The sequence below is a fragment of the Deinococcus sp. QL22 genome (genome assembly GCF_023370075.1).
In the GTDB taxonomy this organism is placed as follows: domain Bacteria; phylum Deinococcota; class Deinococci; order Deinococcales; family Deinococcaceae; genus Deinococcus.
This window is the reverse complement of sequence record NZ_CP097150.1, coordinates 426,188-440,765: the sequence shown is the minus strand read 5'-3', so window position 1 is coordinate 440,765 and position 14,578 is coordinate 426,188. Positions and strand designations below refer to the sequence as shown.

11 protein-coding genes and 3 pseudogenes are annotated in these 14,578 nt (G+C 56.5%); 5 read left to right on the top strand and 9 right to left on the bottom strand.

The window, feature by feature from the left end:
- Positions 1 to 24: 24 nt before the first annotated feature.
- Entirely contained in the window at positions 25 to 486 is a 462-nt protein-coding gene (locus M1R55_RS18225) for a hypothetical protein (protein WP_249394348.1), read from the bottom strand.
- 351 nt (positions 487 to 837) lie between these two features.
- On the opposite strand from M1R55_RS18225, the pseudogene M1R55_RS18220 reads away from it, so the two are divergent.
- Both M1R55_RS18220 and M1R55_RS18215 read left to right on the top strand, forming a co-directional pair.
- Positions 838 to 1,544 (top strand): annotated as a pseudogene (locus M1R55_RS18220) (IS3 family transposase); the annotation flags it as partial.
- Positions 1,545 to 1,592: 48 nt separating this feature from the next.
- Positions 1,593 to 3,242, top strand: a pseudogene (locus tag M1R55_RS18215) (IS1182 family transposase).
- A gap of 15 nt (positions 3,243 to 3,257) precedes the next feature.
- On the opposite strand, the gene M1R55_RS18210 reads toward M1R55_RS18215, so the two are convergent.
- The 8 genes and pseudogenes from M1R55_RS18210 to M1R55_RS18180 form a co-directional block, all read right to left on the bottom strand.
- Positions 3,258 to 3,407 (bottom strand): hypothetical protein, encoded by a 150-nt coding sequence (locus M1R55_RS18210; RefSeq protein ID WP_249394347.1) that lies wholly within the window; start codon positions 3,405 to 3,407, stop codon positions 3,258 to 3,260.
- An 18-nt stretch (positions 3,408 to 3,425) separates the two neighbouring features.
- Positions 3,426 to 3,593, bottom strand: a pseudogene (locus M1R55_RS32225) (IS3 family transposase); the annotation flags it as partial.
- 65 nt (positions 3,594 to 3,658) lie between these two features.
- Positions 3,659 to 3,958, bottom strand: coding sequence for a transposase (locus M1R55_RS18205; protein WP_249394346.1), 300 nt, complete (start codon positions 3,956 to 3,958; stop codon positions 3,659 to 3,661).
- A gap of 32 nt (positions 3,959 to 3,990) precedes the next feature.
- On the bottom strand, positions 3,991 to 5,064 hold the full coding sequence (locus M1R55_RS18200) for an LLM class flavin-dependent oxidoreductase (RefSeq protein ID WP_249394345.1): 1,074 nt from the start codon (positions 5,062 to 5,064) through the stop codon (positions 3,991 to 3,993).
- Between the two features lie 194 nt (positions 5,065 to 5,258).
- On the bottom strand, positions 5,259 to 5,513 hold the full coding sequence (locus M1R55_RS18195) for a hypothetical protein (protein ID WP_249394344.1): 255 nt from the start codon (positions 5,511 to 5,513) through the stop codon (positions 5,259 to 5,261).
- A gap of 57 nt (positions 5,514 to 5,570) precedes the next feature.
- A complete protein-coding gene (locus M1R55_RS18190; RefSeq protein ID WP_249394343.1) occupies positions 5,571 to 6,989 on the bottom strand; it encodes a S8 family serine peptidase in 1,419 nt (472 codons plus the stop codon).
- A 10-nt stretch (positions 6,990 to 6,999) separates the two neighbouring features.
- Complete coding sequence (locus tag M1R55_RS18185; protein WP_249394342.1) at positions 7,000 to 9,402, bottom strand: lanthionine synthetase LanC family protein; 2,403 nt, start codon at positions 9,400 to 9,402, stop codon at positions 7,000 to 7,002.
- Positions 9,399 to 10,517, bottom strand: a complete 1,119-nt coding sequence (locus M1R55_RS18180; RefSeq protein ID WP_249394341.1) for a phosphotransferase family protein — start codon at positions 10,515 to 10,517, stop codon at positions 9,399 to 9,401. Before M1R55_RS18180 ends, M1R55_RS18185 begins: the two co-directional genes overlap by 4 nt.
- Positions 10,518 to 12,565: 2,048 nt before the next feature.
- Here M1R55_RS18180 and M1R55_RS18175 point away from each other — a divergent pair.
- The 3 genes from M1R55_RS18175 (at position 12,566) to M1R55_RS18165 (ending at position 14,577) form a co-directional block, all read left to right on the top strand.
- Positions 12,566 to 12,829, top strand: coding sequence for a hypothetical protein (locus M1R55_RS18175; protein ID WP_249394340.1), 264 nt, complete (start codon positions 12,566 to 12,568; stop codon positions 12,827 to 12,829).
- A 267-nt stretch (positions 12,830 to 13,096) separates the two neighbouring features.
- The gene (locus M1R55_RS18170) at positions 13,097 to 13,951 is read left to right on the top strand and encodes an IS3 family transposase (RefSeq protein ID WP_249394339.1); all 855 of its coding nucleotides are present in this window, start codon (positions 13,097 to 13,099) and stop codon (positions 13,949 to 13,951) included.
- Positions 13,952 to 14,040: 89 nt separating this feature from the next.
- Positions 14,041 to 14,577 (top strand): helix-turn-helix domain-containing protein, encoded by a 537-nt coding sequence (locus tag M1R55_RS18165; protein ID WP_249394338.1) that lies wholly within the window; start codon positions 14,041 to 14,043, stop codon positions 14,575 to 14,577.
- Position 14,578 lies beyond the last annotated feature (1 nt).

The following is a 14,578-nucleotide window of genomic DNA, read 5'->3' as shown; positions in this document are numbered from 1 at the left end:
CCCTGAGGGGCGGCGCTCAGTACGTTATTTCTTGCGTGCAGGAGCCTTACCTTTGGCTTTGGGCCAGCCCTTGGGTTGAGCTGCTTTGCCCCGAGACAAGCCAAGTGCCTGGCCCTTCTTGTAGCTGGCTTGCATCTTACGCCGGGTCTCTTCGGCGAGCGCCTTAAAGTCCACCTCGCCTGCCTCAATGCTCTGCGCACTAACAACCGTACGGACGTTCCGGCGGCTGGCGAGGGCGACACTGGTCTCCACCAGCCACCTCTCAAAGGCGGGCGTAACTTCGATCAGCATTTCTCGGGCGCTTCGCTGGTACTTGCCCGCTGCACCACGGCGCTGAAACTCTTTGGGTAAGGTACATCGCTCCGGCAGATACACCGCGTCAATCTCGCCCTCTAGAACAGCAGTCCTCAGGTGCTTGACAAAACGGTCGCTGCGCTGCGGATTGTCGAGCAGCGCGATCACTTCGCTCAATTTTTGATACTTCATCACCCTATCCTGCCACGAAAAAAGCGCCCTCCGAGGGGTGCCGTCGGATAGGAGAGAGCTTTAAGGGTTCAAGCGCTCGAACCCCTTGAGGAAAAAGTAGCCAAGGAAACGAGCCGCGCCCAGAAAGGAAGCGCGTCAGCAGGCGCAGGGCTCGCTGATCCGAGCCGCGGCGGGTCACAGGGCACCACCGGGCAGCAGGGTCTGATGCAGTCTGGAGAGTTTCGCTTATTCTTCGCGGGCCAGTTGAACTCCGTCGCCAGTTTTTGGAGCAACGCGACAGCCAAGAGATCAGTGAGGGTAAGTCGCTTTTGCACACATGGAGTTAAGCCCCGATTCACGCGGAGGCACCCCATGACCCAGCGCAAAACGTACACCGCCGAATTCAAGCGAGACGCTGCCGGGCTCGCGCAGTCCACCGAAAATATCGCCGGTACTGCCCGCGATCTTGGAATCGGGCTGTCCGCCTTGAGAAAGTGGATCAAAGCTGACCAGCATCACGGAGACCTGGCCTTCCCTGGTCAGGGCCGTCAGCTGTTGACGCCCGAACAAGAGGAACTCAAACGCCTGCGGAAGGAGAATGAAATTTTGCGTCAGGAGCGCGAGATCTTGAAAAAAGCCGCGGCCTTCTTTGCCAGAGAGACCACACGTTGAAATATGTGTTCATCCAACAGTGGCGCACGCAGTACCCGCTAAAAGTCTTGTGCCGGGTACTGGATGTGTCCAGCAGTGCGTTTTACAGCTGGCAAAGAAGGCCGATCTCACCCCACGTTAAGCAGGATGCGCTGCTGGAGCAGCGCATCCGTGAGCTTCACCAGGCCAGCAAAGGACGCTACGGTGCGCCTCGTCTTCAAGCCGATCTGCGAGCTGAAGGACAACATGTTTCCCGAAAGCGGATTTCGCGCTTCATGCGGACTGCTGGCCTGCAAGCCAAGGGAAAGCGACGATTTGTGCGCACGACGGACAGCGAACACACCTGTGCGGTCTGCCCCAACGTGCTCAACCGAAAATTTACCGTTCAGCACGCCAATACGGTGTGGGCTTCTGATCTGACGTTGATGCTGTCGGCGAATTCAAACTCCGCTGTGCAGGACGCGGCATACTGGTCTATGTCCCTCAAACCGGCCGTGCCCAGCGACATTCCTGAGCTGACACAACAAGTTGCGCGCGCCGCGTTCCCGAAAGGGTGTGTGGCGATGCGTCTGCGTGACGAGTTCGGCACGCTGTACCAAGATGCCGACTTTGCAGATCTATTTCCTAAACGGGGGCAACCCGCGTTGCCCGCGTGGCGGCTCGCGCTGGTGACCGTTCTCCAGTTTCTGGAGAACGTCAGTGATCGCCAAGCTGCCGACCACGTCCGAGGACGCATTGATTGGAAATACGCGCTGGGACTGGAATTGCACGATGCTGGCTTCCATTTCAGTGTGCTGTCAGAATTTCGAGCCCGGTTGGTGGACGGCGAAGCTGAATACCGCTTGCTTGACCGCATGCTTGATCATTTTCAGGATCGAGGGTTGGTGAAAGCACGCGGCAAGCAACGCACGGATTCGACCCACGTCTTGGGCGCGGTGCGCGACTTACATCTCGCTGAATTGGTGGGGGAAACCTTGCGGGCAACCTGAAATGAGCTGGCAGACTTGGTTCCCGAATGGCTGATCGGCGTGGCCCAACCACTGTGGTTCAAGCGCTACGCCCACCGCGTTGAAGACACCTTGCTCCCGAAAACCGAAGCAAAGCGCCGGCTGTATGTTTTGGACATTGGCGCAGATGGCTTTGCCTTGTTGGATGCCCTGGACGCTCCAAACGCGCCGTGTGAGGCTCAGAAAGCGACTCGAATTGCCTTGCTCCGGTAGGTCTGGGACACTCATTTTGATCGCAGCGGTGGGGCGCTTCGCTGGAAGAAGGGAACTCTGTTCCCTCCTGTTGGAGAGCGCATCCAGTCACCCTACGATCCAGAAATGCACTTCAGCACCAAACGCAGTACGGAGTGGTCTGGCTACAAAGTGCATTTGACGGAAACGTGCGATGACGACGAGGCCCACGTGGTGACTCATGTCCATACGACGGCAGCGATGGACTATGACGGGTCAAGCACCGCGGTCATTCATGACAAGCTGGCCGCGAAAAAGCTTTTGCCCAGCGAACATTTTGTTGATGCCGCCTATACAGACGCGGGGGTGCTGGTTTCGAGCGCCAAGGAACATGGGATTGAGCTGATGGGCCCCATTCGCCAAGTGTCCACTTGGCAAAGCCGTCAAGGTCTTGGCTATGACACGCCTCAGTTTCACATCGACTGGGAACAGCAACACGCCACTTGCCCGCAGGGCAAGATCTCCGGCTCTTGGCGACCCGGTGACAACGAGGTTAAGCACCCCATCATCCGAATTCGCTTTCGTCGGAGTGACTGCGGAACTTGTCCCACACGCACGTTATGCACCGCGGCCAAGGATCCGCGCCGGACTCTCCTGATCCTCCATCAGGCAGAATATGAGGCCTTGAACGCCGCCAGAAAGCAAATGGAAACGCCCACGTTCAAGTCCAACTCCCGCATCCGTGCTGGCATCGAAGGCACTATTTCTCAGGCCGTGCATTGTGTTGGCTTGCGTCAGAGCCGATATATCGGTTTAGCCCGTACCCGGTTACACCATGTGGTCAGCGCGACGGCCATCAATGTGTCGCGCATTGTCGCTTGGCTCGATGGGCGGCCGCGTGCGGCCACCCGTGTTTCTAGCTTTTCAAGACTTCTCCACGCGGTTTGAATTCGCCGACAGCATCTACGTGATGTCGCTCGCATACACCGTGTTGGGTTCCTGGACGTCGAAATTGCGGTTCAGCAGATTGTCCGCGAGAGGCAAGGCGTGGTCTGAGTTGGTTGTGACCTTGTACTTGCGCTTGCCCTTCCCGCGGAGTCCAGCCTGACGCATGAAGCGGCCCACCCGGCGTCTGGAACAGACTACGCCCTGCTCACGCAGCTCCACGTGGATCCGAGGGGCGCCATAGCGCCCCTGACTGGCCTGGTGCGCCTCATGAACCTGGCTCAGCAGCTTCTGGTCGTTGTCCGTTCGGATCGGCGGTCTGATTCGCCACGAGTGATAGCCACTCTCAGTCACACCCAGGACGCGGCACAACACCCGTAAGGGAAATTGCTGGCGCCTGACGTGGATGAAAGGGTATTTCACTGGGTGTGCTTCGCGAACCAGACCGCCGCAGACTTTAGTATTTCGCGTTCCTGACGCAGAACTTCGTTCTCGCGCTTCAGGCGTTTGATCTCTTCCTGTTCCGGGGTCAGTCGGGCTTTGCCGTGCCCTGGAAACGCCAGCGGTCCGTGGTGATCAGCAGCATTCAACCACTTCTGCAGCGTGGACCGCCCGATCCCGAGGTCTTGTGCATTGCCCTGGGTAGTGTTGCCTTCCTGCTGGACCAGCTTGACGGCTTGTTGCTTGAACTCGGTTGAATACGTCTTTCGTTGTCCCATCGTGCACCTCGTTGTCGTCATTGTCGGAGTTCTTAACTCCGCCTACGCACAACTGGTGCAACCCCAGGAGATATGGAGAGTGGCATAGATACAGACAACCGACGGGTGATATCCCGTAAGATTGTGTACGAATGTTGACGTGCCGCAGAATCATGCACGATGGAGCTGATCATCAACTCATCGACTCCTGTCTCATTGAGAATGAACTGTAAACGGTCACGAACACGGGTAGGACCGCCGATTACATGCAAATGACGCCAAGCTTCTAGCCTGAAGTGCTCCTCAGATGTAAAGGGAACGTTTTCGATGGCCTCAGGGGGTGGTAACGGGGCGTCCTGTCCTCGCAGAACGCGCACTAAGGCAAGATCAACGGAGTGCGCCAGCCTCTCAGCTTCATTATCATTGTCAGCCAAGATGACAGACAAGGACAGGAGTGTTTGGGGCCTCTCGAATCGGGCGCTGGGCTGGAAGGCTGCTCGATACGTCTGGATTGCCGCAGCAGCATTTTGAAGATTTGGATTAATCTGGGCTGCGAAGGCAAGCCCGCTCCCTATGGCGGCGGCAGTCCGAGCACCATGCCCACTAGAAGTTAACAGCCAGAGGGGTGGTAGAGGAATATCACTGGGGGTAGCAATCACCTTCTGCAGGGGATGTTCAACAGGTAGGTCTCTCGTATCATAAGCCAGCAGTTCAGCTAAGCGTTCTTCAAAGTCAGCCTCCGACCGAACGTCTTGGCAACGACGCAGCACCAAAGCCGTAAGGCTGTCAGCACCCGCTGCCCGACCCAACCCAAGATCAATGCGTCCCGGGAAAAACGCTTCAAGTGTTCTAAAGCTCTCCGCCACCCGGAGCGGCGCATGGTTGGACAGCATGATGCCCCCTGAACCAACGCGGAGGTGCTGAGTGCGATGCGCGACTTGGCCCAAGATGATTTCGGGCGCGGAACTGCAAGTGCTCCGCAGGTTGTGGTGTTCGGCGAGCCAGTATCGGTTGTATCCCAGTTCTTCAACATGAATAGCGAGGTCAAGGCTGCGGTGCAGAGCTTGCCGACTGTCCTGCCCTTCCATAACAGGTACAAGATCCAGCACGGAAACTGGAATGCTCATCAAAACCTCCTGTCGACCTAGAGGTAAGGAGCTGACGAGAGTATATCGAGTGTAAAAGACCGGAAATTTCTACCTATCTTGACCAATGTTGGCCACGCTTTGTGCGATTCAGGCGAAATTCCACACAGGTACGACGCTCTTGCTCTCTCGTGTTGCCGACTTGTGCGGGAATCGATAATGCTTCGCCTGCACCATCAATACCAGCCCCGTTCTGATGGTATGAACGCGCTCTCGACCTCAGGCAAAGACTTTAGCTGGTTGGTCAATGCTGACGTATCAGTACTGGCATCAACAACCACGTAAGCGGACCGTCTGATGTCCTGGTCGGTGGAATTTGGGGAAAACCAGTCTGCCGAGCGGATCTTAGACCAAGCCTGCACCTGATGCAAAACATCTTTTTGACGTTCCCTCGGGATTTCGGAGCGGAACATAAAGAAAATTGTTTGCATCAGGTTCCCCCTTCACCCTTTCTGTACCGCCACCGACGGCATCATTCGAGATTCGGCCTATGCGCTGAGAAGGCGGCGCAGATTCAGCCTTCCAGCCCCGTAATCCGGGTGCCAAGTTTGTCCCCGCATTCCGGGTACAGGATCGGCAGTAGTCTTGAGGAGTTCAAGGACGTCAGCGGGCTTCGTACCCTTCGCAAGTAGGAGGGCGACGGCTGCTGAAACGTGAGGCGCAGCCATAGAGGTGCCGTTAAATGCAGCATAGTTCGTTTCCCGAGCTATTGAGCGGCCGCGCGCAGCACCACCGGGTCCAGGAAGTGCCTGATAGCCAACCTGGCCTGGATATGTGGGAACGGTCGACCATATGGCAACTCCTGGTGCACATAGGGTGATGTGATTGCCCGCGTTGGAGAAGCTAGCGACAGTGTCATTCAATCCGGTCGCGCCGACGGCAATGACTCCGGGAATCGCAGCAGGATAGGAGATGGGACTTCCCTGTTGACGTTCGTTGCCCATTGCAGCCACGATGGTGACCCCACTTTCGAGCAACTTGGTGTATAGAGCGTGCTCTAACTGATCTGGAGGCTGGGGGCCGCCAATACTAAGATTGAGCACGTCCACCAAACTCCCTTGTAAACAGTCATTCAACGCCCGACGGTACAGGAGGGGATCGACGAGATACCAAAAGACATTGCCGCGGGGGAGGTATGTGGGAGTATCGTTAAAGATTTTCCAGACCAGCAACTGGCTGCGGCAAATGCCGTTGATACCCACATCATCATTGATGCCTGCCCCAATCGTACCCGTGACATGAGTACCATGACCAACGATGTCCTGCTCTGAGGCGTTTCCGGGTAAATCTGGGTAGGCCACGGTATACCTAGCGATGCCCTTCATGAGGTCTGGGTGAGTGACATCCACTCCAGTGTCGAAGACCCCCACTCGAATTTTCTTGGCCTCATTTACGTCTACGATCTTAGGCTCCCACCCTATCCTGTTCAGGTTCCACATCCGCGTAGGCGCGGGTGGTATACCTCCTACAATGCCTGTGGCCTTGGCAAGCAGATAACGAGTTGGAACACGCGAGATGTACGCCACATTAGGGTCACTGCTAAGGATACGGTGCAGCTGATTCGCCTCCTGGTCTTGGGTCAGCTGCACTATGCTCACGCCGCCCAAGTCATCTCCAGCCACCTGGTTAGTAGCAGCGGCCATAGTTGTCGCTACAGCACTTTGCATGTAGTTGGTATTCGCTGACAGCGGCACAACCTGGCTGATCAATCCAGCCCGTTCGTAGAAGGACAACGCAGCTAAGCCAGTCGTCGCAGCCGAGACTCTATCCACCGCTGCCATAAATGTTGTTCCGCCAGCAGTGTCCTGCGCTATTGCTGTCGCTGCCGGTCCCTGGCTGTTCATTTTGATGAGCAACATCCCATCGTGGAACGCGGGCAGCGATTCACCGATCATAAATTCATCCATGGTGAGAACCTCAGCGTTGTTGAACGGTTAGGTTTGCATCTACTTGAGGAGGATGGAAGTTTCGGGAAGGAACTCTGTCGTCCAAGCGTGAGACGTATTCCTCGCGCCTAAGAAGGAGAATCGATGGCACGGTAGAGTCATGCATTCGCAGATAGAAATGCCCGATGCCAGCAAGGCCTAAGAACAGCCCTAATGTCTCGGCGGCTGGGATGGGAATACCGCACGGCCAGAGCCGCCCTGGAGAACTGTAAGCTTCCATTCCCTCCTGTGCGATGTCCCAGGCAAGCTGCATCGCTTCACCCGGGCGCCACCCGATGGCTTGTGCTCCAGCCGTTAGCACCTCCGCATTACCACTCAAACCATGACATAGACAGAAACTTAGGGAGCCACTACGCCGCGCTTCTACCGTACCCCTCCATGTGGTGTCCAGTGCGATCAGCGCCTCTTCCCGGCACACTGCACTGCCGAGGAGCTCGTAGGCGCGTAACCGGGAGAGAGCAATTCCAGGTGCTCCATGGCACCATTGAACACGGAAGGGCAGCCTAGTTCCAGGCCGTGTACCGCGCACCGGCTCCTCCTGTAGATGCGGCCAGTTACCCTCCTCCGGCGAGAACCAAGCCCGCTCGTAGTCAAATGCGCCTGCCGCCGCCTGCCGATAAGCGAGGTTGCCTGTAGCTTGGAAAAGCTCCAAGAGCGCTAAACTTGCCCCAGCAGTTCCGTGAGATAGGCCTGTCAAGTTGGGGTGAACGAAGGCAGTGTCTGACTGCCATGAAAGGCCCAACTTCGACTTCTGAGCACACACCAACAGTTCGTCCCCCAACAGGATGGCGGCTTCTAAAGCTGGTGGATCGTCTAGCAGGGCATGCAAGGCGATAAGGGCAATGATCGCGCCAGCGCGTCCAGACAGCAGATCAAAAGTTCCTACCTTCCGGGGTACCTGTAGCGCTCGGCGCCACACTGCGTGCGCCCGTTCCCGCAGATCTTCTTCGCCCAATAGGGTAGCAAGGCGGGTGGCAGTGAGGGCAATTCCAGTCCAACCAGTGTAGAGCCCAAGGACATTGTCAGGGGGGAGGGTCTCGGCAGCATGCAACGCCTGGCGTATTGCTCCGAGTGCAGTGCGGCGCGTAGCTAAGTCCCCGGTGCGAAGAGCAAGTTCCGCCAGGAACAATGCAATGCCCGCCGTACCATCGTAGAGATTGGATCCCATCGCACCGTAGGTGAGGCCTAAATGGCCCTTTCCGTCAGACCTAGGCACGAGGCCAAGCCAGTTGCAGTGGTCACGGTGCCACACCGCTTCGTGAACGATGCGTTGAGCAAGCTGATCGGCAGTGTCAAGGAACGCTGCGCTTGTAGCAACGGAAGTGGATGCAGGCAGAGGAATCCGCACAGTTGGTACTGCTGGAGGCACAAACCAAGGTTCATACAGGTCATGGGACTTGCCGCTGAGATAAGGAAGTTGTAAGTCAATCCCAGATTCTGCGAAGCACTCTACCACCGTCTCAAGGCGGGTAGGGACAGTTTGTTGGTTTCGTTCGTGAGCACGAATTAAGCCTTCGGCCAAGAGTTGGCAGCGGTGCTGGCCAAAACTTTCACCTTGGCCTGGATCCTCGGCCAATCCCACGCCAGAAGCCAGAACTTTCGTAAAGCTCGGCGTTTCTTTCTTCAACCCCTCTCCCAATTCCTGACAGATGTTCGGAAGCAGGCTAGCAGCTCGAGCATAATCTTTTTTTAGGAAGTAGAGCACGCCAGCGTCACACCGAAGGTACTGGGTGGGAGCGGTAAGCACTTTGAGCCGGAACCCGATGGATTCAGCATTTAGCCGAGTGGTCACGCTTGACACCAACAGTGCCGCTGCCTCAGGTCTGAGGTTCCAATAGACCCGTATAAGAGTCTCATCACCGTCCCAAATAAGCGGCTGGTCGCTAAGTGCCATGTAAAAGCCGGGGGATACCTCAAATGATTCGTGAGGCAGACGCACACTGACGGAGCCGCCTATCTCAGCAGGTCTGCCGTCAAGCACACAATACTGGCCTTCCGATACATGGAGAGTCAAACCCCGCCGTTGCACCATAACCCAGCCTGGCTCTAAGCCCGTTACTTCCCACCCTGGCTCCCAGCATCCCTGCCCTGTGTTGGCCTTTGAAAGAGCCTCCGTAAGCGGCACCAGGTGGTCTGTATCACGGCCCGCTCCATCTGAAACGGTAGGGGCGACAAAACCGATTTGGTAGAAGTTGCCATACAGCTGATTCTGTAAGGTGGCGAGTAAATGTGCCCGGGCGACTTCCGGAGTGATGGACCGTCGAATCCGCAGAGGTAATTGCGAGGAGCGTTGGCCGTACCAAGAAAAAGTAGTGGGCGAGTCGATCACAATAGCGTTCACCACTGCTTGCACTTGCCCCAAATAGCCGCTCATCTTGTTCCCCCCACGAGATGGGAAAGACCCATCAGCGCCACACTCCCTTCCCGCGGCCGCTGAGACACATTCATGCCGAGTTGCAGGTGACACACGGAAGTCAAGGTCCACTGGGACGCCCGCTGAACCTGCTCAAGGCCTGTTTGAATCAGTTTCAAGGCAGCATATTTAGAGGAGCGTACCAGCCATTCTTCTGCCTTCTCTGGTGTTAGTTTCAAACGGCGTATATATGCGTGCCAAAACGCGCGAATTGCGGGTTGAATTTTTTCAAGCGGGTAACGTGCAAGGCTTAGATAGCGGTCGGGTGGCCCATTCCCTGCCACTGGAACAGAGCTCAACCAGAAGCTCAGGTAATCGCCAAAAACAGTACCGACATCCCAACAGGGATCACCCAGACCTGAGGATTCCCAATCTACCAATGTGATCTGCCGTTTGCCTGACCTCGCTCCTTTCTGAGATGACCCGGCAGCGACAAGAATGTTGTCCCATCGCACGTCGTGGTGGATGGGCGCTTCCGCTCGCCAATCCTGCCTGACTTCGTCGAGAAAACGGCACACCTCTGGGGAGTGTTGGATCATCTGGATTAGATCAATACAGGCGTGGCTAAAGTCACGCAGAAGCGCTAGACCTGGACGGTAAAGGTAAAACGCTGCGGGTTCAGGAGCAACGAGACCAGTCAGAGACTGAAGAGATCGGTCGGACGAGCCGTGGAGGATGCCCAGCACATCACCCAGGGAAGCCGCCAGTGAAGTGGAAAATCGGCCCGTGCGGCGGTGATACTCACGCAGGTTTTCTGTATGGGCCAGCAGTTCCACGATGAGCAGATCTTCGTCAGGATCGAAAGCATGCATCCGAGGCAGATGAGCGTGAAGTGCTTCGAAATTGGAGAGATTTTCAAATGCCCGGTACACCTGAGCTTCCCGAGAAGGTGAGACAATGTCATCTTGCCTGAGCCCCTGCTTAAGGAAAAAACTCGGGCCATACCGACTGATGACTTGAAAGTTGCGGTTGCGGCGAGATGCGTTTACCACCATCACATCGCCGTCCACGATGGCGGCATGCTGAATAAGACCACAGCGCAGTAGATACGGGATGACCGTGCTCTCCGTTAGCATAGATGCCTCAACATTCCTGTGAGAAAGGCCCTAGCGCAGGCTGGACCGCCGACCTGCACTAGGGTTCAAGAGGACGCATCAGCCATAGAACCTTTATCTATGGTGTAGTGCAAACTCTTGAAAGTTTGAGAAGGGTGACCGCAATGTGGCCCTAATCATCGTAGCCGCTTTGAAAAGTGCCTTAACACAAGCAGGAAAGCGACTGTGGGTTACACGCAAAACGGCTTCTACACCAGAAGAAGGAATCGTACCGGGTAGGGCTAAAGCCGCCGCCCCCGCTGCACCCAAAGATCGAGAGGAAAGCGGGTGCCATTCCCCCAGCTGCTCCACCCCCCGTGTCTAGCCCCTGCGCTCCTGCCTGTCCCATTGCGTTCGAGACCATGGTTCCTTGCAGAAACGAACTCACGGATTGAGACTGCATCTGAATATAGGTAACCGTGGCGCTCGGACGCAGCCAGACCGCTGTGTAGCCGGGCAGCGCATTACCCTGTAACTCTTGACTGGTTACCATATCGGCCGGGTCGAACTCGACTGCCGTATTCGCATTGGGGTCAAGGTACAATTTAGTCCGCCCACCCTGGCCGCTGTCACTCAAATATCCAGCGATCATTACCCCTTGCGGCGCCTGACCATTGGGAGCAATGGAGGCAAGGAAGGAAGCCCCCTGTGGCTGGCCACCGCCAGTGCTATCACTCGATGTGCTGGCAGGAGACTGGCCGGAAGACTTTGAACCCTGTTGATCATCTGACATGATTGTTCCTCCTAATGTCGTTCTCTGACCTTTCAAGCGTGCTTGCGAACGTTCATAAAGGGTCGAGGCGTGGACGCGTGCTGTTTGATGGCAATTTTTCTGTACGGAGGTCCGCGCGGCCCATAGATAACATTCGAGTCCATCATCAAATCGAGAGGAGACCTCCTCTCCACATTTTGCGGAATGATGTTCACCCCCTACGTCTTTTTAGGTTGCCCTCTCATGTAAGTCATCACTCTCGCACCAATTCAAAACAGGCCACTCAAGTCAACTATTGAGTGCTCAAACACTAGATCGAGCATTGAGGAAAGTGAATTTTACATGCTACATATGTATTGTCTTGACATTGCCGCTTTACGCGAAGACCTCCGCCACCCACTGCACCTCCGCCTTCAGCAAGAGCTGAGGAGATTAGATTCATGCCAAGTAACACAAGTAGCCAGTGACTTCTCCGCCGAGTCATATCATTTCCTCCGTGTATGTGCCTTCGTCCCACTGTAGAAAAGCAAGTGTTTTCACTCACTTAGTCCAAAGCACCTTCACACTTAGCATCGGCCGACCTCAGCGGCTGACAATTTCACTCTTTAGTCGTGCTGGACGGCATGAAAGAAGATTTTCCCTTTGTCCCTCGACGGAGAGAGTCAACGGCGGTGTGTTGAAGTGCGATGCCATCGACACCCGCTTCCCACTCAGCGACCGAATTCACCGCCCAGTTCAAAGCTTGTGTACCTGCTCTCCGAACCGACACCCTTCAGCGTGCTGCCCAAGTCGTCCTCGCCATGATCACGGCGGAGAGCGTCAATCACCGCAACCTTGGTCGTCACCTACCCGGTTCCAGCTCACCGGAAGCTAAATAACGGCGCGTGGAACATGCCGTCCACGATGCGCACCTCACCACGTAGGTCTTCCTGGCACTACTGCTGGTTCAGCTCCCCCGGTAAGATCCTGATGAGCTTGGACCGGACGACTTGGAAACATGGGGTATCCCCTGTCAACTTGCTCGTCCTGGGTGCGGTCGTCCACGGGTTTACCCCAACCCCTGGATATGGTCGCACTCGATCACATGGGCAACAGTGAGACTAGGGCGCGGATGTGGGTGGTCTGCAAGTTGATGGAGGCCCTTGCAGCGCGACGCTGCAAGGGCCTGGTTGCGGACCCTGAGTTCATCGGCGCCGAGTGGTTTCGTTTTCTTCGACTGAAGGGCATTCGTCGAGCGGTTCGGATCTAGAAGGACATCCTGCTGGAGGAGCTCTTAGCAAATGACTGGTTCCAACATCTTCGCCCCGGGCCATTTCGGATGATTGCGGAGAAGACCGAAGTGTTCGGCGAACGGATGTGGGTCGTGGCAACGAGGTCACCCGCGGGCGACCTCGTCATCATTGCGACAGATGTTGGCGTCTGGGAAACAGGGAAGCTCTATCAGCTTCGCTGGTCCATCGAATGGACCTTCAGCTCGCAACAGATGCGGGGGTTCGATCTGGAGCGAACTGGAGTCACGGACATTAAGCGGGTGGAGCGCCTGTTCGAGTTAGTCACCCTGGCGTGGCTCAGCTGCTTATAGGTGGGCGAGTAGCAAGAAGAGACGAAATCGGATCCGCATCTTGGCTCTTGGCCGGAACGCCCTGTGACGTGACCCCAAGTTCTCGGTCCACTCCAATTGCGACAAGATGGGCAATTCTGGAGGGGTCATGAAGCGAAGTACGGGGAGATGACGAAAGACGAAACCAAACGGCCCTCGTCTCCTGGAGGAGGAAAATCGCCGTCTGAAGAAGCTGGTGGCCGACCTTTCGCTGGACAACCAGGTTCTGAAGGAGGTGGTGGCACAAAAGTGGTGAACCCCGAGGCGACTCCACAGTCCAAGACGCCATTGAAGCGGGAGATGGTGGGCTTTGTCCGAGAGCGGTTCGGGGTGACCGAACGCCGGGCGTGTCGTCAGTTGGGCTTCTGGCGATCCACTGGGCGGCACAACAGCCCTGGAGAGGAAAAAGACCAGGCACTGAAGACTCGTCTGCGCGAGTTGGCAGGCGAACGACCTCGTTTCGGCTACCGTCGCCTCCATGTGATGCTGCGGCGTGAAGGGTACAGAGTAAACCACAAGCGGATCTACCGGATTTATCGAGTCGAGGGCCTATCGGTCAGGCGCAAGGTTCGCAAGAAGCTGGTGGCTGGTGAACGGGGGCAGAAACCAGGGGTTTCTGCGGCCAATCCAAGGTGGAGCATGGATTTTATGTCCGACCAGTTGGCTTCAGGTCAACGGTTTCGCGTCCTGAACGTCGTAGACGACTTCACGCGGGAGTGCGTGTTGATGCATGTTGGCACCTCCATCACAGGTGCGGATGTGGCCCGGTTGCTTACGGCGGTGTTGGCTGAGCGCGCTCAGCCAACCATGATGGTCACAGACAATGGCCCAGAATTCATCTGCAAGGTGCTGGATCAGTGGGCACACGAACGCGGCATCATCCAGCATTTCAACCGACCTGGAAAGCCTGTCGAGAACGCTTATATCGAGAGTTTCAACGGCCGGGTTCGAGATGAATGTCTGAACCTCCACTGGTTCCAGACGCTGTCTCATGCCCGCTTGATCGTCGCGGCTTGGCGTCAGGATGACAACGAGGTTCGTCCACACAGTTCCCTGGATGATCGCTCTCCCAATGAGTACGCCCGCCTGAAACAGGCGGGCTGAGGTACGCTTTCGTTGCAACTAGAGTGGACCGACCGAGGGGGGAATCTCAAACGACTCCCATTAAGTATATGCTTGCTAAGCTTTGAGGAATGACTCCTCCAGCCCGACATCTGTCGCTGAGTTCCGAAGAAGACGTGGCCCTGCGCAGGCTAGAACTGGGCGCTGGGATCAACGTCAAAGTTCGTTTGCGAGCGAGCATTGTCCGTCTGAACGCCAGTGGAATGACCGTACCGCGCCTGGCACAGCATTTCGGGCGCAACCCACAAAGCGTTCACAACGATCTGGATCGCTATGAACAGCAGGGACTCCCTGGATTGATGGACGGCCGGTCTTCGGGGCCGCCGCGCCGGATCACTCCAGAACTGGATCAGTATCTTCAGGAGCGACTGGCGGAGCAACGGCTCTGGAACAGCGACCTCCTCGCCGAAGCGCTCCAAGAGCGCTTCGGGATCACGGTCAGTCGAGACGCGGTTCGCGTTCGACTCCTGGCCTTGGGCTATTCGTGGAAGCGGGGACGCTACGCCCCGGGTCAGGTGCCTGACCCGGATGTCATTCATGAGCATCAGGCGTCGATTGAGACCCTAAAAAAGGGGCACTGGACGGCAAACTCACCCTCAAGTTTTTAGA

What these genes read in the sequence shown, in the direction of transcription:
- M1R55_RS18200 (WP_249394345.1), bottom strand. Translation starts at nt 5,064, where the DNA reads ATGAGCATTCCAGTTTCCGTGCTGGATCTTGTACCTGTTATGGAAGGG.
- M1R55_RS18210 (WP_249394347.1), bottom strand. Translation starts at nt 3,407, where the DNA reads ATGCGTCAGGCTGGACTCCGCGGGAAGGGCAAGCGCAAGTACAAGGTC.
- M1R55_RS18190 (WP_249394343.1), bottom strand. Translation starts at nt 6,989, where the DNA reads ATGGATGAATTTATGATCGGTGAATCGCTGCCCGCGTTCCACGATGGG.
- M1R55_RS18175 (WP_249394340.1), top strand. Translation starts at nt 12,566, where the DNA reads ATGATTGCGGAGAAGACCGAAGTGTTCGGCGAACGGATGTGGGTCGTG.
- M1R55_RS18185 (WP_249394342.1), bottom strand. Translation starts at nt 9,402, where the DNA reads ATGAGCGGCTATTTGGGGCAAGTGCAAGCAGTGGTGAACGCTATTGTG.
- M1R55_RS18180 (WP_249394341.1), bottom strand. Translation starts at nt 10,517, where the DNA reads ATGCTAACGGAGAGCACGGTCATCCCGTATCTACTGCGCTGTGGTCTT.
- M1R55_RS18205 (WP_249394346.1), bottom strand. Translation starts at nt 3,958, where the DNA reads ATGGGACAACGAAAGACGTATTCAACCGAGTTCAAGCAACAAGCCGTC.
- M1R55_RS18195 (WP_249394344.1), bottom strand. Translation starts at nt 5,513, where the DNA reads ATGCAAACAATTTTCTTTATGTTCCGCTCCGAAATCCCGAGGGAACGT.
- M1R55_RS18165 (WP_249394338.1), top strand. Translation starts at nt 14,041, where the DNA reads ATGACTCCTCCAGCCCGACATCTGTCGCTGAGTTCCGAAGAAGACGTG.
- M1R55_RS18225 (WP_249394348.1), bottom strand. Translation starts at nt 486, where the DNA reads ATGAAGTATCAAAAATTGAGCGAAGTGATCGCGCTGCTCGACAATCCG.